Below are 18,473 nucleotides of genomic sequence, written 5' to 3'. Positions count from 1 at the left end.
GGTGTCTGACCTGTCCCAGATCGTGAAGGCGTACGACGTCCGGGGCACGGTGCCGCAGCAGTGGGACGCGCGCACCGCCGAAGCCCTCGGCGCCGCCTTCACCCAGGTCCTCAACGCCGCCGGTGAGCCGGGCGAGGCGGTGCTGATCGCGCACGACATGCGGGCCACCGGCCCCGAGCTGGCCGCCGCCTTCGCCGCGGGCGTCCGCGCCGAGGGACGTACCGTGATCGAGCTGGGGCTCGGCTCCACCGACATGCTCTACTACGCCTCCGGCGCGCTGGACCTGCCCGGGGCGATGTTCACCGCCAGCCACAACCCGGCGCAGTACAACGGCATCAAGATGTGCCGCTCGGGTGCCCGCCCGATCGGGCAGGACAGCGGCCTGGCCGACATCCGGGACCGGGCCCAGGCCATGCTCGACGCGGGCGACCGCCCGGCCGGTGAGCCGCAGCGCCCGGCCGAGCGGCGGGACCTGCTCCCCGACTACGCGGCCCACCTGCGCAAGCTGGTCGACCTCTCCACCATCCGGCCGCTGAAGGTGGTCGTGGACGCCGGGAACGGCATGGGCGGTTACACGGTGCCCAGCGTCCTCGGCGACGCCGCGCTGCCCCCGCTGCCGCTGGAGATCGTGCCGCTCTACTTCGAGCTGGACGGCACCTTCCCGAACCACGAGGCCAACCCCCTGGACCCGAAGAACCTGGTCGACCTCCAGCGGGCGGTGGTGGAGCACTCCGCCGACATCGGGCTCGCCTTCGACGGCGACGCCGACCGCTGCTTCGTGATCGACGAGCGGGGCGAGCCGGTCTCCCCGTCGGCGATCACCGCCCTGGTCGCGGCCCGTGAGCTGGCCAAGCACCCCGGTTCCACGGTGATCCACAACCTGATCACCTCCCGCGCGGTCCCGGAGATCATCCGGGAACACGGCGGCGAGCCGGTGGTGGCCCGGGTCGGCCACTCCTTCATCAAGGCCGAGATGGCCCGCACCAACGCGATCTTCGGCGGGGAGCACTCCGCGCACTACTACTTCCGCGACTTCTGGTTCGCCGACACCGGCATGCTCGCCGCCATGCACACCCTGGCCGCCCTCGGCGAGCAGTCCCAGCCGCTGTCGATCCTGGCCAGCGTCTACGAGCGGTACGTCGCCTCCGGTGAGATCAATTCCACGGTGGCCGACCAGGCGGCCAAGGTCGCCGAGGTGCGCGCCGCGTACCCGGACGCGGAGGCCGACGAGCTGGACGGGCTCACCCTGCGCTTCCCCGACGGGGCCTGGTTCAACCTGCGGGCGTCCAACACGGAGCCGCTGCTGCGGCTCAACGTGGAGGGCCCCACCGAGGAGCGGATGATCTCGCTGCGCGACGAGGTGCTGGAGCGGGTTCGCCGATAAGATCCCTGCGCCGGTCGGCACCGCCGACCGACGGAGACCGCACACGTGGAAGGAGCCGCGCCGTGGCCCTGGACCCGCAGTTGCTCGAGATCCTCGCCTGTCCCGACACGCACCACGCCCCGCTGGACTACGACGCCGAGGCGCAGACCCTGACCTGCACCGAGTGCGGCCGGGTCTTCGAGGTCCGTGACGACGTGCCGGTGCTGCTGCTGGACGAGGCGCGCGGCGGCCCCGAGGCGCAGCGGTGATGGACGGTACCGCCGGCGTCAGTGGCCGGCGGGTGGCCGACGAGTCCGTCCTCGACGACCCGGAGACCTTCGCCGAGCAGGATCCGGGCGGCATGCTGCGCTTCACCGCCTCCGCCGGCGCCCAGGTACGCGAGTCGGCCACCCTGGCCGCCGAGGCGAACCTGGCGCTGCTGGAGGACGGCGGCCGCCCCCGGGCGGTCGTCATCGCCGGCATCGGCACGGCGGGACGCACCGGCGACGTGCTCGCCACGGTCGCCGGGCCGCGCTGCCCGGTGCCGGTCATCCCGCACCGCAGCGCCGGCGTGCCCGGCTGGGTCGGCGCGGCCGACGTGGTGATCGCGGTCAGCGCCTCCGGCCGCAGCCCCGAGGCGCTCGGCGCCGCCGAGGCCGCGCACCGCCGGGGCGCCCGGCTCGTCGCCGTCGGCGCCCCCGACTCGCAGCTCCAGTCGGTCGCCGAGCGGGCCCGCGCGCCGTTCATCCCGGTGCCCCGGCGGGCCCCGGCCCGGGCCAGCCTCTGGGCGCTCACCGTGCCGGTTCTGCTGGCCGCCCGTACCCTCGGCCTGGTGAAGGTCAACGAGGCGGATCTGGCGGAGACCGCGGCCCGGCTGGACGCCGACGCCGACCGGTGCCGGCCCACCGCCGAGTCCTTCGTCAACCCGGCGAAGTCGCTGGCCCTGGGGCTGGCCGGGTCGATCCCGATCGTCTGGGGATCGTCCCCGCTGGCCACCGTCGCCGCCCGGCGCTTCGGCGACACCCTCTCCGCCAACGCCCGCTACCCGGTGGTCACCGGGGCGCTCGGCGAGGCGGGTCGGGGTCGGGTGGGCCTGCTCGACGGCGCCTTCGGTGGTCTGGTCGAGTCGGCGCGGGACATCTTCGCCGACCGTGACGAGATCGAGGGCGACCCGACCCGGCTGCGGCTGGTGCTGCTGCGCGACGGTGGCCTCAACGCCGAGGACGACACCGACGAGCCGCTCGCCGTCGAGGAGCGCCGCGCCGACGCGGTGCAGACCCTCGCCGAGCGCCGGGGGGTGCGCTGCGACGTGGTGACCGCCGAGGGTGGCTCCGCGCTGGAGCGGCTCGCCTCGCTCGTCGCGGTGCCCGACTTCGCCTCGGTGTACCTTGCCCTGGCCCATGGTCTGGACCCGATGGCGGTCCCGGCCATCACCGAGATGAAGGAGCTGTCGAACCAGTGAGCGAACGCATGGGACGAACCGTCCGGCTCAGCGGCGTGGCGACCGACGCCCGCGCGCGGCGCGAGGGAGCGGGGGCGTGAGCGCCAGTGGCGGGACGAAGGCCATCGTCGCAGCCCTGCTGGCCAACATCGGCATCGCCGTCACCAAGTTCATCGCGTTCCTCCTGACCGGCTCATCGTCGATGCTGGCGGAGTCGATCCACTCCGTCGCCGACTCCGGCAACCAGGGCCTGCTGCTGCTCGGCGGCAAGCGGGCCAAGCGCGAGGCCACCCCGCAACACCCCTTCGGGTACGGCCGGGAGCGCTACATCTACGCGTTCATCGTGTCGATCGTGCTGTTCAGCGTCGGTGGCCTCTTCGCGCTCTACGAGGCGTACCACAAGTGGCACGAGGGGGGTGCCATCGAGAAGTACAAGGCGGTGCCGGTCGTCGTGCTGGTGGTCGCGATCATCCTGGAGTCGTTCTCCTTCCGCACCGCGATCAAGGAGTCGAACCACGTCCGGGGCAACCAGTCCTGGGTGAAGTTCGTCCGCCGGGCCAAGGCGCCCGAGCTGCCGGTGGTGCTGCTGGAGGACCTCGGCGCGCTGGTCGGTCTGATCCTCGCGCTCTTCGGCGTCAGCATGACCCTGATCACCGGTGACGGCGTGTGGGACGCCCTCGGCACCGCGATGATCGGTGTGCTGCTGGTGGTCATCGCGATCGTCCTCGCCATCGAGACGAAGAGCCTGCTGCTCGGCGAGGGTGCCGACCCGCACGAGGTCGCCGCCATCGAAAAGGCGATCATTGAGGGCCCCGAGGTCGAGCGGATCATCCACATGAAGACGCTCTACCTCGGCCCCGAGGAGCTGATGGTGGCCGCGAAGATCGGCGTGCCGGCGTGCGACACCGCCGAGGCGCTGGCCCGCGGCATCAACACCGTCGAGGCCCGCATCCGCACCGCCGTGCCGATCGCCCGGGTCATCTACCTGGAGCCGGACATCTACTCCGCGGCTGCGGCGGGTGCCGGCGAGGGCAGCGCCTCACGGACCGCCGTGGCGCAGCCGCAGTCCTCGTCCGGCGGGGTGGCCGGCCACGCCGGAGGCTGACGGTGGAACTGCTGTACGGGCCGATCCGCGACTACGCCTGGGGGTCCCGCTCGGCCATCGCCGAGTTGCAGGGGCGTCCGGTGCCCAGCGACGGGCCGGAGGCGGAGCTGTGGCTGGGCGCCCACCCGGGCGCCCCGGCCACGGTCGACCGGGACGGCGTCCGGGTCAGCCTGGTCGACCTTCTGCTCGCCGAGCCGGATCACTGGCTCGGCGAGCGGGTGGTCGGCCGGTTCGGCTGCCGGCTGCCCTTCCTGCTGAAGGTGCTCGCCGCGGACGCGCCGCTCAGCCTTCAGGCGCATCCGGATTCGGAGCAGGCCCGCGCGGGGCACGCCGCCGACGCGGCGCGCGCCGACGGGCAGCGCAACTACGTCGACCCGTACCACAAGCCGGAGCTGCTGGTGGCGCTTTCGCCGATGGAGGCGCTCTGCGGTTTCCGTGACCCGGCGCGCTCGGCGGAGGTGCTCGCCGGCTTCGGCGTACCGGCGTTGGAGCCGGTGGTGGCCGCGCTGCGCACCGGGCCGGCGGGGCTGCGCGAGGCCGTACGCGCGCTGCTGACCTGGCCCGCGGACCAGCGGGACGGGCTGGTGGCGGCCGTGCTGGCGGCGCAGGTCGCCGGCCCGGACGCGGAGCTGGCGCGGTCGCTGGCCGCCGGCTACCCGGGCGATCCGGGGGTGCTGGTGGCGCTGCTGCTCCACCACGTGCGGCTGGCGCCGGGGGAGGCGATCTGGATGCCCGCCGGCAACCTGCACGCCTACCTGCGCGGGACCGGCGTGGAGATCATGGCGGCCAGCGACAACGTGCTGCGCGGCGGACTCACCCCGAAGCGGGTGGACGTGGACGAGCTGCTGCGGGTGCTCCGCTTCGAGGTGCTGCCCGACCCGGTGGTGCGGGCGCGGCCGGTGGTGCCGGGGGTGGTCTGCTGGCCGGTGCCGGTCGAGGACTTCGCGCTGCACCGGGTGACGGTGGAGCCGGGCGGTCCGGCGATCCCGTTGCCGCTGCCCGGGCCCCGGGTGGTGCTCTGTCGCGCCGGCAAGCTCACCGTGGACGACGGGGCGGGCACCGTCACGCTGGGGCCGGGGCAGGCGGCGATCGGCACGGCGACGGCGGAGCCGCTGGTCTTCTCCGGCGAGGGGGAGGCGTACGTCGCCACCTGCGGTCCGTCCGGTCAGCAGCTCGGCTGAACGCTGCACTCCGCGCGGCTCCCCATCGGCGTCGACGCGGGGCACCCGCGCCTCCGACACGAGTCCGACTTTTCCGAAATAGCTTGACGCGCCCCTAGCGGAGTGTGACTCTATGGGTACGCAGCGTTGTCGCGACGAAGGTCCGGCGGCGCGCGGGGGAAACCAAACCGGGGGGATGCGCGGGGCGGCCGGTGTGTGGGCGGGAGACCGTCCACCACCGACCGCCCCGTGCGCTGCCCACGACCGCCCGGAGCGGCGCTGCGGCGCGCGCGTAAGGTGGAAGGTCGCGCAGCACATCGTCCGACAGGAGCCTTTATGACCAGCACCCTCCCGGCGTCCACCAGCGGCGCGCGGCCGAGCACCCTCGCCGAGGGCGACTACAAGGTGGCGGATCTGTCGCTCGCCGAGTTCGGCCGCAAGGAGATCCAGCTCGCCGAGCACGAGATGCCCGGCCTGATGGCGATCCGTCGCGAGTTCGCCGACGCCCAGCCCCTCGCCGGCGCCCGCGTCACCGGCTCGCTGCACATGACCATCCAGACCGCCGTCCTGATCGAGACCCTGGTCGCGCTCGGCGCGCAGGTCCGCTGGGCGTCGTGCAACATCTTCTCCACCCAGGACCACGCCGCCGCGGCGATCGTGGTCGGCCCGACCGGCACCCCCGAGGCGCCCGCCGGCGTCCCGGTGTACGCCTGGAAGGGCGAGAGCCTCGAGGAGTACTGGTGGTGCACCGAGCAGGTGCTCACCTGGCCCGACGGCCACGGCCCCAACATGATCCTCGACGACGGCGGTGACGCCACCCTGCTCGTCCACAAGGGCGTCGAGTTCGAGAAGGCGGGGGTCGTCCCGCCGGTCGAGTCCGCCGACTCCGAGGAGTACGCGGTCATCCTCGGCCTGCTGCACCGCTCGCTGGCCGAGGACGGCCAGCGCTGGACCCGGATCGCCTCGGGGATCAAGGGGGTCACCGAGGAGACCACCACCGGCGTGCACCGGCTCTACGAGATGCACCGCGCCGGCACCCTGCTCTTCCCGGCCATCAACGTCAACGACTCGGTGACCAAGAGCAAGTTCGACAACAAGTACGGCTGCCGCCACTCGCTGATCGACGGCATCAACCGGGCCACCGACGTGCTCATCGGCGGCAAGATGGCCGTCGTCATGGGCTACGGCGACGTGGGCAAGGGCTGCGCGGAGTCGCTGCGCGGCCAGGGCGCCCGGGTCGTGGTGACCGAGGTCGACCCGATCTGCGCGCTCCAGGCGGCGATGGACGGCTACCAGGTCGCCACCCTGGACGACGTGGTCGAGCAGGCCGACATCTTCATCACCGCGACCGGCTGCTACGACGTCATCACCAACGAGCACATGGCCCGGATGAAGCACCAGGCCATCGTCGGCAACATCGGCCACTTCGACAACGAGATCGACATGGCCGGCCTGGCGAAGCGTCCGGACGTCGAGCGGGTCAACATCAAGCCGCAGGTCGACCTCTGGAAGTTCGCCGACGGTCACGCCATCATCGTGCTCTCCGAGGGCCGTCTGCTGAACCTGGGCAACGCCACCGGGCACCCGAGCTTCGTGATGTCGAACTCGTTCTCCAACCAGACCATCGCCCAGATCGAGCTGTACACCAAGACCGAGGAGTACCCGATCGGCGTGTACGTGCTCCCGAAGGCCCTGGACGAGAAGGTCGCCCGGCTGCACCTGGACGCGCTCGGCGCGAAGCTGACCCAGCTGACCAAGGAGCAGGCGTCGTACCTCGGCGTCTCCGTCGAGGGCCCGTTCAAGCCGGAGCACTACCGCTACTGAGTTCCCCGTCGAAGGACCGGGTCGGCCGCCGCGCGGCCGGCCCGGTCCTTTTTCGCGTACGCCGCCCGCCCGCCCGACCGCCCGCCCGACCGCCCCGTTTGCGGCGTGTCGCGGTGTCGGGAGGCGGGGATACCGCGACACGCCGCAGGTCGTGCGGCGTGGGCCCTGGGGCGCGGCGGACTCAGCGGGGTGGACGGCGGGCGGGGCGGATCCAGGTCCAGACGCACCAGGCCAGCCAGGTCAGCGACACCGCGACGGCCAGCGGGCGCATCCGCAGCTCGCTGAGGACCACGACCAGCGCCAGCACCGCCAGCCACGGCAGCAGGCTCTTCATGCCCGACGCCCGACGGCGCGGGGGCGGGCGGGCGGGGACGGACGCCACCGGGCCACGCCGGGGCGGGCCGCCGGCGACCGACCGGGCGTCCGCGCCGATGACGGGCCGGACCGCTGCGCGGGTGCCGGGCTGCACGTCCGCGCCCGTGCCGGGCTGCACGTCGCTGGCAGTGGCGCGCCGGCCGGGTCGACGATGGGAGTGATCAAGGTGGCCTCGTCCGTCCGTGAAGGGTGGACCGATCCTGTCACGGGACCGACGGGTGAACACGCGCCGATCGACTTGACGGACCCCGGTTACAGGAGCAAGGTAAGTCTGCCCTAAGTTAGCTGAGGCAACCCTTAGTTAGGTGCGCCCGCCGCCGCCCGCCCGGTCACCGCGCCTGAACCCAGCTGCTCCGAGGAGACACAGACCGATGCGTACCAGCCGCTTCCTGGTGCTCGCCGCCGCCGGCGTACTGACCGTCACCGGCGTGACCGCCTGTGGCGACGGCAAGGAGCAGGACGGCCCGCAGGGCGCCAACACGGTGAAGGTGAAGGCCAGCGACACCGCCTGCGAGGTGGACCTCACCGCCCTCGACGCTGGCCAGGCCACCTTCACCGTCACCAACTCCGGCAGCAAGGTCAACGAGTTCTACGTCTACGCGGCCGGCGACCGGGTGATGGGCGAGGTGGAGAACATCGCCCCCGGTCTGAGCCGGGAGCTGCGCGTCGAGCTGCCCGCCGGGACGTACGAGACCGCCTGCAAGCCCGGGATGAGCGGCCGGGGCATCCGCGGCGCGCTGAAGGTCAGCGGCGCCGCCGCGACGGTGGCCCCAGACGCCGCGCTGGCCCAGGCCACGGCGAGCTACCAGCGGTACGTGACCAGCCAGACCGGCGCCCTGCTGACGAGGACCGAGGAGTTCGTGGCCGCGGTCAAGGCCGGCGACGCGGCGCGGGCCAAGGCTCTCTACCCGGTCGCCCGCACCTACTGGGAGCGGATCGAGCCGGTGGCGGAGACCTTCGGCGACCTCGACCCGAAGATCGACGGCCGGGAGGAGGTCGTCGAGGAGGGCATGGAGTTCACCGGCTTCCACCGGATCGAGAAGGACCTCTGGACCACCGGCGACATCAGCAAGGACGGTCCGATCGCCGACCGGCTGCTCGCCGACGTCAAGGAGATCGTGGCGAAGGCCAACGCCGAGAAGCTCACCCCGCTCCAGCTCGCCAACGGCGCCAAGGCCCTGCTCGACGAGGTCGCCAGCGGCAAGATCACCGGCGAGGAGGAGCGCTACTCGCACACCGACCTCTGGGACTTCAACGCCAACCTGGAGGGCTCGAAGGCCGCCATCGCCGCCCTGCGGCCGGCCCTGGAGCAGCGCTCGCCGGAGCTGGTCGGGCAGCTCGACACGGAGTTCGCCAACGTCGAGAAGACGCTCGGGCAGCACCGGGCCGGCGACGGCTGGAAGCTGCACACCGAGCTGAGCAAGAGCCAGCTCAAGGAGCTCTCCGACAGCATCAACGCCCTCGCCGAGCCGGTCAGCAAGGTCGCCGCCGTCGTCGCCCGATGAGCGCCGGCCGGACAGGAGAAGCGATGAGCGAGCAGCGCGGCGCGTCCACCCCGCCCGCTCGGGGCCGGCTGTCCCGACGGCGGGCCATCACCCTCGCCGGGGTCGGGGTTGCCGGGGTGGCCGGGGCCGCCGCCGGTGCCGGTGCGCTGGTCCGGGACGCCGACCACGCGGTCGCCGACAACGTGGCGGCCGGGGCGGTGCCGTTCCACGGCGCGCACCAGGCCGGCATCACCACCCCCGCCCAGGACCGGCTGCACTTCGTCGCGTTCGACGTGATCACCAAGGACCGGGCCCGGCTGGTCACGCTGCTCCAGGAGTGGACGGCCGCCGCCGCCCGGATGACCGCCGGGAAGGACGCCGGCGTGATCGGCGCGGTGGACGGCATGCCGGAGGCCCCGCCGGACGACACCGGCGAGGCGCTCGGCCTGCCACCGTCCCAGCTCACCCTCACCATCGGCTTCGGCCCGACCCTCTTCCGCGACGCGCAGGGCCGGGACCGGTTCGGCATCGCCGACCGGCGCCCGGCCGCGCTGGCCGACCTGCCCCACTTCGCCGGGGACGCGCTGCGCCCGGAGATCTCCGGCGGCGACCTCTGCGTCCAGGCCTGCGCCAACGACCCGCAGGTGGCGGTGCACGCCATCCGCAACCTGGCCCGGGTCGGCATGGGCGTGGTCAGCGTCCGCTGGTCCCAGCTCGGCTTCGGGCGTACCTCGTCGACCTCGCGGGACCAGGCCACGCCGCGCAACCTGTTCGGCTTCAAGGACGGCACGGCCAACCTCAAGGCCGAGGACGCCGGGCTGCTGCGGGAGCAGCTCTGGGTCCAGCCCGGCGACGGTCCGGACTGGATGACCGGCGGGTCGTACCTGGTCACCCGCAAGATCCGGATGCTGGTGGAGACCTGGGACCGCAGCTCGCTGGCCGAACAGGAGCAGATCGTCGGGCGCACCAAGGGCAGCGGCGCGCCGCTGACCGGCGGGGCCGAGTTCGACGAGCCGGACTTCGCGGCGCGCGGCGACGACGGGGAGCCGGTGATCGCCGAGACGGCGCACGTCCGGCTCGCCCACCCGAGCCGCAACGACGGCGCCCGGCTGCTGCGCCGCGGCTACAACTACGTCGACGGCTCGGACGGGTTGGGCCGGCTCGACGCCGGGCTGTTCTTCATGGCCTACCAGCGGGATCCGCGCCGGCAGTTCGTGCCGGTCCAGACCCAGCTCGCCCGGCACGACGCCATGAACGAGTACCTGCGGCACGTCTCCAGCGCGGTCTTCGCCTGCCCGCCCGGGGTCCGCGACGCCGCCGACCACTGGGGACGCGCGCTCTTCGACTGACCCGGGCCGCCCGGCCTCAGGGGTGGTCGGGGGCTCCGGGGCGTACCGGAGCGGGAGTGGCGGCGCGGGCGGCCGGGACCGCCGGGCGCAGGCCCGCCGGCACGGGCGCCGGCTCCGGCGCGGGGCCGGCGGGCGGTGCCGGGGCCAGCTCGGGCCAGAGGGTCGCGGTGACCGCGCGGGTACGCCGCAGCTGGAGCGCGCCGCGCCGGTTCCGTTCGGCCAGCACCGCCCCCAGCAGCAGGTACTCCGGTACGCCGGCCGGCGGCGGCGGGGCCGTCACCGCGGCCACCTCCTGCCACAACCCACCGGCCAGGCGGGTCCGGGACGGCTCGACGAGCTGCCGCTCCCGGGTCAGGTACTGCCGCACGGCCAGCGCCAGCGCGTCGTCGAGCCGGGTCAGGTCGAGGGTGACCGCCCAGGGGACCAGCGGTGGCATGATCATCGGGGCGGGGCGCCAGGGCTGCGTGGCGCGGGTGTGCACGACCATGGTGCCGGCCACCAGGTCGCCCAGCCGCCGCCCGCGCGGGTCGGTCAGCATCACCGCCACTCCCGCCACCCAGCTCAGCAGGGGCAGCACCAGCCCCGGCCACTCCACGGCGACGCCGACCAGCGCCCGCATGAGCGACTGCCGCAGCCCGACCGGCCCGCCGTCCGCACCGACCACCCGCAGCCCGACCGCCATCTTGCCGACCGTGCGGCCGTGGTTGAGGCGTTCGCAGAGCACCGGGTAGCCGACCAGCAGGAGCACCAGACCGGCGGTGCGCAGGCCGTTCTCCAGGGCCTGGTCCACCACGAGGTCGGGCAGCAGGAGCAGCGACAGCGGGATCAGCACGCCCAGCAGCAGCACCGCCGTGACCGCCTGCACCAGGATGTCGAGCAGCAACGCCAGCACCCGCGAGCCCAGCCGGGCGGCCCGGACGTCCAGCCGTACCGCCTCGCCACTGACCAGACCGGCGTCCGCCCAGCCGGCGGCGCGGTCGGCCGTCGCGGCGGCGGCGGGCACCGGAGGTTGCGCTCTCACCCGGACAGTGAACACTATGGGCGCCGGACGGGGGAGGACCAGTGGATCTCGACGCGTACGTCGCCGAGCACGGGCACGAGTGGCGGCGGCTGGAACAGCTCTGCGACCGGCGACGGCTCGACGCCGACGAGATCGACGAGCTGATCGCGCTCTACCAGCGCGCGGCCACCCACCTCTCCGTGCTGGCCAGCCGCCTGCCCGATCCGGCGCTGGTCACCCGCCTCTCCCAGTTGGTGCTCCGGGCGCGGGCCCGGATCACCGGGCGACGCCGGCCGTCGGTGGCCGCGGTCGGCCGGTTCCTCACCGTCGGCTTCCCGGCCGCCGTCTACCGCGCCTGGCCCTGGTGGTGTGCCGTGGCGACCGGGTTCAGCCTGCTCAGCGGCTTCCTCATCTGGTACGTCTCGGACAACCCGAACACCGCGGCGGCGTTCATCGGCCCGGAGGCGGCCGCCGATCTGGTGGACTCCGGCTTCGCCGGCTACTACACCGAGTTCGCCGCGCCGACCTTCGCCTTCCACCTGTGGACCCACAACGCCTGGATCGCCGCGCAGTGCCTGGCCTCCGGGGTGCTGGTGGTGCCGGTGTTCTACCTGCTCTGGGAGAACGCGCTCAACGTCGGCGTGGTCGGCGGAGTGATGGTCTCCTACGGCCGGGCGGACGTCTTCTTCGGCCTGATCACCCCGCACGGCCTGCTGGAGCTGACCGGGGTCTTCGTCGCCGCCGGGGTGGGCCTGCGTACCGCCTGGGCCTGGATCGCCCCGCCGCCGGAGCTGAGCCGGGGCCGGGCGGTCGCCGAGGCGGGCCGCTCGGCGGTGCTGGTCGCGGTGGGCCTGGTCGGGCTCTTCGCGGTCTCCGCGCTGGTGGAGGCGTTCGTGACGCCGGCGCCCGTGCCGGTCGCGCTGCGGGTGGGGCTCGGGGCCGCGGTCTGGCTGGCCTTCCTCGGGTACGTGGTGGTCCTGGGCCGCCGCGCGGTCGCCGCCGAGTCGGCCGCCGCCGAACGCACCGACCCCTGGCTGGCCGAGCTCTGGCCCTCCACCGACCCGGCCCGCGCCTGGCACCCGCCCACCCCCACCGCACCCACCCCCGCACCTCGCTGATCATGAAGTTGGCGGCACCGGAGGAGATCGACTACGCCGCCAACTTCATGATCAACGGGGCGGAGGCGGGGGAGTCGGAGTCGGGTCAGAGTTGGCCGAGGGCCTTCATTCGGAGGTAGGTGTCGGCGAGGGTGGGGGCGAGGCGGTCGGCGGGAGCGTCGACCACCGTGACGCCGTAGCGGGCCAGGGCGGTGCGGACGCGGTCCCGTTCGGCCAGCGCCCGCCAGGCCGCCGCCGCCGCGTACACGTCCGCGCGCCGGACCGGGGCCGCGCCGGTCAGCCGGGTCAGCACCGGGTCGTGCACGGCCGCCACCACCACCCGGTGCCGGGCGGCGAGCCGGGGCAGCACCGGCAGCAGCCCCTCGCCGAGCGCGCCCGCCTCCAGGGCGGTGAAGAGCACCACCAGGCTGCGCTGTCGCTCCCGGCGCAGGATCTCCCCGACGACCAGCGCGAAGTCCGTCTCCACCAGCGCCGGTTGCAGCGGCGCCAGCGCGGTCACCACCCGATTGAGCAGGGCCGGCCGGCTGCCGGTCACGGTGGCCCGGATCGCGGCGTCCGCGGCGATCAGGTCCACCCGGTCCCCGGCCCGGGTGGCCAGCGCGGTGAGCAGCAGCGCGGCGTCGATCGCGGTGTCCAGCCGGGGCTCGTCGCCGACCCGGACGGCCGAGGTCCGGCCGGTGTCCAGCACGCAGACCAGCCGCCGGTCCCGCTCCGGCCGCCAGGTGCGCACCAGCACGTCGGACCGGCGGGCGCTGGCCCGCCAGTCGATCGACCGGACGTCGTCGCCGACCACGTACTCGCGCAGCGTGTCGAACTCGGTGCCCTGCCCCCGGCCCCGGCTCACCTGCATGCCGTCGATCACCCGCAGCCGGGAGAGCTTCTCCGGAAGGTGCCGGCGGGAGTCGAAGCGGGGCAGCACCCGCAGGGTCCAGGCCGGCACGGCGGGCCGCCCCGCCCGCTGCCGGAACGCCAGCCCCAGCGGGCCCAGCGACCGCACCGCCAGGGCCACCGCCGGCCGGTCGCCGCGCCGGGTGGGGGTCAACCGGGTGGGCAGCACCGCCACGCCGCCGGGCCCGACCCGCACCGGCCGGTCCGGTGGTACGTCCGGCCGGGCCTCCGCCGAGGGCACCCAGGCGTCGCGCACCTGGGCGCGCAGCGTACGGGTGGAGGTGTTGGTCAGGCGCAGCGTCACCGTGGCGGTGCCGCCGAGGCGTACCGTCCGGTCGCCGTCGCGGCCGGCGGTCACCGCGTGCAGCGGCACGGCCAGCGCCCAGTCCACGGCGCAGAGCAGCAGCACGGCGCCGGTCATCACCGCGACCCCGACGAACGGCGCCGGCCAGGCCGGCAGGGTCAGCGCGCCCACCAGCAGCAGGACGGCCGCCCGCCAGGTCATCGCGGCGTCGGCACGGTGGCCAGCACCGTGTCCAGCACCGTGTCCACCCCGACACCCTCCAGCTCCACCTCGGGCCGCAGCCGCAGCCGGTGCCGCAGCGTCGGCCGGGCGGTGGCCTTCACGTCGTCCGGGGTGACGTGGTCCCGGCCGGCCAGCCACGACCACGCCTTCGCCGTGTTGAGCAGCGCCGTCGCGCCCCGGGGCGAGGCGCCCAGCTCCAGCGCCGGGGTGGCCCGGGTGGCCCGGCACAGGTCCACGATGTAGCCGAGCACCGGCTCGGCCACGTGCACCCGGCCCACCGCGGCGCGGGCCGCGGCCAGGTCGGCGGCGTTGGCCACCGGCCGTACGCCGGCGGCGGCCAGGTCGCGCGGGTCGAAGCCGGCGTGGTGCGCGCGCAGCACCCCCAGCTCCTCATCCCGGTTGGGCAGCGGCACCGTCAGCTTGAGCAGGAACCGGTCCAGCTGCGCCTCGGGCAGCGGATAGGTGCCCTCGTACTCGACGGGGTTCTGGGTGGCGGCCACGATGAACGGGTCGGGCAGCGCTCGGCGGGCGCCCTCGACGGAGACCTGACGCTCCTCCATCACCTCCAGCAGCGCCGACTGGGTCTTCGGCGGCGTCCGGTTGATCTCGTCGGCGAGCAGCAGGTTGGTGAAGACCGGACCTTCCCGGAAGGTGAACGCGGCGGTGTGCGGGTCGAAGATCAGCGACCCGGTGACGTCGCCGGGCATCAGGTCGGGGGTGAACTGGACCCGCTTCGAGCCCAGGTCCAGCGCCGCCGCGACGGTGCGGATCAGCAGCGTCTTGGCCACCCCGGGTACGCCCTCCAGCAGGACGTGGCCGCGGCAGAGCAGCGCGATCACCAGCCCGGTGACCACGGCGTCCTGCCCGACGACCGCCTTCGCCACCTCGGCGCGCAGCCGGTGCAGGGCGGCCCGGGCGTCCTCCGGGCCGGCCGTCGTCTCGGCGGTCGTGGCGGGTCGGGTCACCGGTGGTCTCCTTCGGTCGGGTGGTCGGGGTGCGCGGTCACCGTACGGGTCAGTTGGTCCAGGGACCGGGCCAGCGCCAGCAGTTCGGCGTCGGAGCCCGGCTCCGCGCCGTACAGCAGCTCGCGGATCTCCTCCGGGGTGCCGCCGGCCCTTGCGGCGACCCGGCCGGCGACCTCGGCCTCCGGTGTGGTGGCGGGCAGTTGGAGCCGGGTCCGCAGCCGGTCCAGGGCGGCTGCGCGCAGCGTCCCGGCCGCCGCGGCGTGGGCGTGGGCACGCCGGTACAGCCGGGCCCGGCCGAGGACGGTCTCGGCGGAGCGGACCCGGACGGGCAGGGGCTCGGTGACCGGCGGGCCGAGCCGGCGGGCACGCCAGAGCACCACCAGCAGCGCGGCGAGCGCGAGCTGCACCAGCAGCGCCCAGAACCAGGCGGGGAAGGCCGCCCAGAGCGGGTTCGCCGGGTCGGGCCGCTGGGCCTGCTCGGACTGTTCGCCCTCGCTCTCACCGGCGCTGCCCTCGCCTCTGTCGCCCGGCTCGCCGGAGCCGTCGCCCCCGCCCGTGGAATCGTCGGTGCCGCCCGGGGTGGTGCGGTCGTCCGGGGAGGGGGACCAGGCGGGTGGGCCGCTGCTGCCGGTGCCGACGCGCGGAGGCGGCGCGGGGCCGTCCAGGTCGAGCCAGACCACCCGACCCGACCCGCCGAGCAGCCCGGTGGCCAGGGCCCGGTTGCCGTGCTCGCCGATCCGGTCGTTGCGGAACGGGTCGCTGGCACCGATCACCACGACGTCGCCGGGCAGGCGGACCAGGCCGTCGGCGTAGCAGCGGTCGAGCGGGACCGAGCGGTCGGGCGCGGCGGCGTAGCGCTGCCGCTCGGCGGCGGCGGTGCCGGCCCGTACGGCCTCCGGGAGCGGACAGGCCCGGCCACCGGCGGCGGGCCCGACGGCCCGGGTGGCCCACCGCCGGTCGGTCGGCACCAGCGGAACCCCGGCCGACTCCAGCACCCGGCGGGACGGGTCGACCAGGACCAGCCGGCGACCGGCCGGCAGCTCGCCCAGCGCGTGGACGGTGTCCTGGTGCAGCAGCTCCGGCGCCGGCACGAAGAGCGTGGCGGGCCGGTCGTCGAGCGCGATCAGGGCCGGCAGGAGGTCCGTCTCCCGCTGCACGGTGACGCCCTGCGCCCGCAGCGCCTCGGCGAGCCGGCTGCCCCCGTCGTCACCGGCGGCGACCGGGGAGAGGAAACCGCGGTCGGTCGGGTCGGGCTGGTCCACCGCTTGGGCGATCAGGGTGCCGGTGAGCAGCGCGGCAGCCAGCGCGAGGGGGACGAGCACCCGGTGCCGGCGACGGCGGCGGGCCGGGCGGGCGGCCGGCGCGGCGGTCGCGGCGGTGGCGGTGGCGGTCATCGGGCGGCACCGTCCTCGGGGTGGCCGGCGAGCACCCGGTCCAGCTCGTCGGCGAGTTCCCGCATCCGCCGGTCGTGCTCGGCGGAGGCGGGACGCTGGGCGTACCAGAGTTCGGAGAAGATCGCGCCGGCCGCGCGCAGGGTCGGGGCGACCGGCGGACGGCTGCGGGCCGCCGCCGTGGTCAGCTCGGTGACGGTCATGCCGGGGCGCTGCTCGACGGCGCGGGACGCGACCAGCGCCCGGACCATCCCGCGCAGCCGTTCCCGGACGGCCTCGGCGAACCGACCCTCGGCGGCGAGCCGGTCGGCGAGGGAGACCGCCGGGGCGACCGGCCCGTCGGCCCCGTCGCCCACCCGGGGGCGCGGCGGTCGGGGCGTCTCGGCCGGGCGGGGGTCGGTACGGCGTACCCGTCGTCGCCACCGGGGCCACCGCAGCCGCAGCCTCGGCCACCGCAGCCGGGGGAGGCGGAGCGCGCGCCGCCGGATCCGGGGGAGGCGCATCCGGGGCAGGCGGACCCGGGGCAGGCGGACCCGGGGCAGGCGGCGCGGCACCCAGGCCGGGAAGTGGTACCAGGCCAGCGCGGCGAGGATCGCGACGCCCAGCAGCAGCAGCGCCGCCAGCGGCAGCGGTACGACGTCACCGAGCGCGGCCACCGCCTCGGTCCACCACCGGCTCACGCTCACCCGTCGGCCGCCAGCAGGGCGGGCTCCGGGGTGCCGGCCGGCGCCCGGGAGAGGCGGATGTCCAGCCCCTCGGTGCGCATCCGGGCGTCCAGGTGGGTCACCGCGTCCAGGCAGGCCAACGCCGGATAGGCGACGCTGTTCACGGCGGCCCAGACCACCATGGCGGCGACCGGGGCCACCGCCGGATCGTTGAGGTCGACCAGTCCGAGCCGGTCGACGCCGTAGAAGAGACCGAGCGCCACCCCGACCCGCAGGATCCACCATCCCAGGTAGCCCAGCACCCGGACGTTGCCGACCCGCCCGCCGCTCCGGACGGCGACCCGCGCGGAGCGGGACAGGGCCTGCCCGGCCGGCACCCGGTCCAGCACCAGCGCCGGCGCCACCGACCCGTGCAGGCCGTACCCGACGATCCAGAGCGGTCCGAGGAGCGCGGCCAGCGCGACCAGCAGGCCCACCACCGGCGCGAGGAGCAGGGCGGCGCCCCACCGGACCCCGGCGGGACGGAGCAGTTCGGGTACGCCGGCCCGGCGGCCCAGCAGCGCGGCGCCGGCGGCCCGGGCGGCGGGGGCGCCGAGCAGGGTGACGACCACCGCCTCGGTCCCGGCGCCCACCGCGAGCAGCAACCACCAGCCGCCGAACGCGCCCCACTCGGTCCACCAGATCGGCGGCACCACGTCGGTGAGCAGCCGCAGCGGGTAGAGCAGGAGCTGCTCGCCGACGGCCAGGACGGCGGCCAGCGGAATCAGCAGCCGGCCGTGGCCACGCAGCAGCAGGACGGCGGAGTCGAGCAGCTCGCCGACGGTGAGCGGGCGCCTCGGGAGCACCGCGGTCGGGCCGACGTCGGGCACGCGTACTCCTGAACGGGGTGGTGGGGGCGGGCGGCGGGCACCCGGGGATCATGGTGACACGCCCGGTCCGATCGGGTGGACCCGCACGCCGCGCGGTCGGTGCCGGCCACCCCCGCCGCCGATCTTCCGCGTCGGAACGTGCGGTGACGCCACCCACCGCAGTACGGTGCCGGGTGACGCCGATCCCACCGAGACTGAACGGGGATGGAAACATAAATCCCATGAGAGCCCGGGTACTGGTGGTCGACGACGACCCCGCGCTCGCCGAGATGCTCGGCATCGTCCTGCGCAGCGAGGGCTTCCTGCCCTCCTTCGTCGCCGACGGGGAACGGGAAATCGCCGCGTTCCGGGACAACCGGCCCGACATCGTCCTGCTCGACCTGATGCTGCCCGGAATGAGCGGTATCGACGTGGCCCGGGCGATCCGGACCGAGTCCGGCGTGCCGATCGTGATGCTCACCGCCAAGAGCGACACCGTGGACGTGGTGCTCGGGCTGGAGTCCGGCGCGGACGACTACGTGGTCAAGCCGTTCAAGCCCAAGGAGCTGGTCGCCCGGATGCGGGCCCGGCTGCGCCGTGGCGAGGACGTCGCCCCGGAGATGCTGACCATCGGGCCGCCCGGCAACCAGATCACCATCGACGTGCCGGCGCACACCGTCAGCCGGGACGGCGAGGAGGTGAAGCTGACCCCGCTGGAGTTCGACCTGCTGGTCGCGCTCGCCCGCAAGCCGCGCCAGGTCTTCACCCGCGAGGTGCTGCTGGAGCAGGTCTGGGGCTACCGGCACGCGGCGGACACCCGCCTGGTCAACGTGCACGTGCAGCGGTTGCGCGCCAAGATCGAGCCGGATCCGGAGCGGCCGGAAATCATCCTGACCGTGCGGGGCGTGGGCTACAAGGCGGGTACCGGATAGCCTGGTCGCACTGTGGCCAACTCCTCGAACCCACCCCCC

The 18,473-nt window shown here is 74.7% G+C and carries 17 protein-coding genes; 10 read left to right on the top strand and 7 right to left on the bottom strand.

Going from position 1 to position 18,473, the window contains the following annotated elements:
- The first annotated feature begins 1 nt into the window (after position 1).
- The 6 genes from AC5L3Z_RS27075 (at position 2) to ahcY (ending at position 6,893) form a co-directional block, all read left to right on the top strand.
- Positions 2-1,384, top strand: a complete 1,383-nt coding sequence (locus AC5L3Z_RS27075) for a phosphomannomutase/phosphoglucomutase (RefSeq protein ID WP_494845974.1) — start codon at positions 2-4, stop codon at positions 1,382-1,384.
- 62 nt (positions 1,385-1,446) lie between these two features.
- Entirely contained in the window at positions 1,447-1,632 is a 186-nt protein-coding gene (locus AC5L3Z_RS27070) for a Trm112 family protein (RefSeq protein WP_334519725.1), read from the top strand.
- Positions 1,629-2,825 (top strand): SIS domain-containing protein, encoded by a 1,197-nt coding sequence (locus AC5L3Z_RS27065; protein WP_494845973.1) that lies wholly within the window; start codon positions 1,629-1,631, stop codon positions 2,823-2,825. Before AC5L3Z_RS27070 ends, AC5L3Z_RS27065 begins: the two co-directional genes overlap by 4 nt.
- 76 nt (positions 2,826-2,901) lie before the next feature.
- Positions 2,902-3,909 (top strand): cation diffusion facilitator family transporter, encoded by a 1,008-nt coding sequence (locus AC5L3Z_RS27060; RefSeq protein WP_494845971.1) that lies wholly within the window; start codon positions 2,902-2,904, stop codon positions 3,907-3,909.
- Between the two features lie 2 nt (positions 3,910-3,911).
- Complete coding sequence (manA, locus tag AC5L3Z_RS27055) at positions 3,912-5,090, top strand: mannose-6-phosphate isomerase, class I (protein WP_494845970.1); 1,179 nt, start codon at positions 3,912-3,914, stop codon at positions 5,088-5,090.
- Positions 5,091-5,405: 315 nt separating this feature from the next.
- Positions 5,406-6,893 (top strand): adenosylhomocysteinase, encoded by a 1,488-nt coding sequence (gene ahcY / locus AC5L3Z_RS27050; protein WP_334519713.1) that lies wholly within the window; start codon positions 5,406-5,408, stop codon positions 6,891-6,893.
- A 181-nt stretch (positions 6,894-7,074) separates the two neighbouring features.
- On the opposite strand, the gene AC5L3Z_RS27045 is transcribed toward ahcY, so the two are convergent.
- Complete coding sequence (locus AC5L3Z_RS27045) at positions 7,075-7,386, bottom strand: hypothetical protein (RefSeq protein WP_494845968.1); 312 nt, start codon at positions 7,384-7,386, stop codon at positions 7,075-7,077.
- Between the two features lie 253 nt (positions 7,387-7,639).
- Between AC5L3Z_RS27045 and efeO the strand changes: the two genes are divergently transcribed.
- A complete protein-coding gene (gene efeO, locus AC5L3Z_RS27040) occupies positions 7,640-8,773 on the top strand; it encodes an iron uptake system protein EfeO (protein WP_494845967.1) in 1,134 nt (377 codons plus the stop codon).
- Positions 8,774-8,796: 23 nt separating this feature from the next.
- Complete coding sequence (gene efeB / locus AC5L3Z_RS27035; protein WP_494845966.1) at positions 8,797-10,101, top strand: iron uptake transporter deferrochelatase/peroxidase subunit; 1,305 nt, start codon at positions 8,797-8,799, stop codon at positions 10,099-10,101.
- A gap of 16 nt (positions 10,102-10,117) precedes the next feature.
- Here the strand turns inward: efeB and AC5L3Z_RS27030 are convergent, their stop codons facing one another.
- Positions 10,118-11,122, bottom strand: a complete 1,005-nt coding sequence (locus tag AC5L3Z_RS27030) for an RDD family protein (protein ID WP_494845965.1) — start codon at positions 11,120-11,122, stop codon at positions 10,118-10,120.
- 41 nt (positions 11,123-11,163) lie between these two features.
- On the opposite strand from AC5L3Z_RS27030, the gene AC5L3Z_RS27025 reads away from it, so the two are divergent.
- Entirely contained in the window at positions 11,164-12,219 is a 1,056-nt protein-coding gene (locus AC5L3Z_RS27025) for a stage II sporulation protein M (RefSeq protein WP_494845963.1), read from the top strand.
- 85 nt (positions 12,220-12,304) lie between these two features.
- Here the strand turns inward: AC5L3Z_RS27025 and AC5L3Z_RS27020 are convergent, their stop codons facing one another.
- The 5 genes from AC5L3Z_RS27020 to AC5L3Z_RS27000 are packed head-to-tail and all read right to left on the bottom strand — an operon-like array spanning position 12,305 to position 17,523.
- A complete protein-coding gene (locus tag AC5L3Z_RS27020; protein WP_494845962.1) occupies positions 12,305-13,612 on the bottom strand; it encodes a DUF58 domain-containing protein in 1,308 nt (435 codons plus the stop codon).
- Positions 13,609-14,538, bottom strand: a complete 930-nt coding sequence (locus tag AC5L3Z_RS27015) for an AAA family ATPase (protein ID WP_494846086.1) — start codon at positions 14,536-14,538, stop codon at positions 13,609-13,611. Before AC5L3Z_RS27015 ends, AC5L3Z_RS27020 begins: the two co-directional genes overlap by 4 nt.
- 56 nt (positions 14,539-14,594) lie before the next feature.
- Positions 14,595-15,992, bottom strand: a complete 1,398-nt coding sequence (locus tag AC5L3Z_RS27010; protein ID WP_494845960.1) for a DUF4350 domain-containing protein — start codon at positions 15,990-15,992, stop codon at positions 14,595-14,597.
- Positions 15,989-16,669, bottom strand: a complete 681-nt coding sequence (locus AC5L3Z_RS27005) for a DUF4129 domain-containing protein (RefSeq protein ID WP_494845958.1) — start codon at positions 16,667-16,669, stop codon at positions 15,989-15,991. Before AC5L3Z_RS27005 ends, AC5L3Z_RS27010 begins: the two co-directional genes overlap by 4 nt.
- Positions 16,670-16,671: 2 nt before the next feature.
- Entirely contained in the window at positions 16,672-17,523 is an 852-nt protein-coding gene (locus AC5L3Z_RS27000) for a hypothetical protein (protein ID WP_494845956.1), read from the bottom strand.
- A gap of 221 nt (positions 17,524-17,744) precedes the next feature.
- Between AC5L3Z_RS27000 and mtrA the strand changes: the two genes are divergently transcribed.
- The gene (mtrA, locus tag AC5L3Z_RS26995) at positions 17,745-18,434 is read left to right on the top strand and encodes an MtrAB system response regulator MtrA (RefSeq protein WP_494845954.1); all 690 of its coding nucleotides are present in this window, start codon (positions 17,745-17,747) and stop codon (positions 18,432-18,434) included.
- Positions 18,435-18,473 lie beyond the last annotated feature (39 nt).

The organism is Micromonospora sp. LZ37, from assembly GCF_059359015.1.
Note: the sequence above shows the minus strand (reverse complement) of the source record. Positions and strands in the feature narration are given on the sequence as shown.

Excerpts from the sequence above, each read along its gene's own strand:
- AC5L3Z_RS27010 (WP_494845960.1), bottom strand. The coding sequence starts at position 15,992 with ATGACCGCCACCGCCACCGCCGCGACCGCCGCGCCGGCCGCCCGCCCG.
- mtrA (WP_494845954.1), top strand. The coding sequence starts at position 17,745 with ATGAGAGCCCGGGTACTGGTGGTCGACGACGACCCCGCGCTCGCCGAG.
- efeB (WP_494845966.1), top strand. The coding sequence starts at position 8,797 with ATGAGCGAGCAGCGCGGCGCGTCCACCCCGCCCGCTCGGGGCCGGCTG.
- efeO (WP_494845967.1), top strand. The coding sequence starts at position 7,640 with ATGCGTACCAGCCGCTTCCTGGTGCTCGCCGCCGCCGGCGTACTGACC.
- AC5L3Z_RS27020 (WP_494845962.1), bottom strand. The coding sequence starts at position 13,612 with ATGACCTGGCGGGCGGCCGTCCTGCTGCTGGTGGGCGCGCTGACCCTG.
- ahcY (WP_334519713.1), top strand. The coding sequence starts at position 5,406 with ATGACCAGCACCCTCCCGGCGTCCACCAGCGGCGCGCGGCCGAGCACC.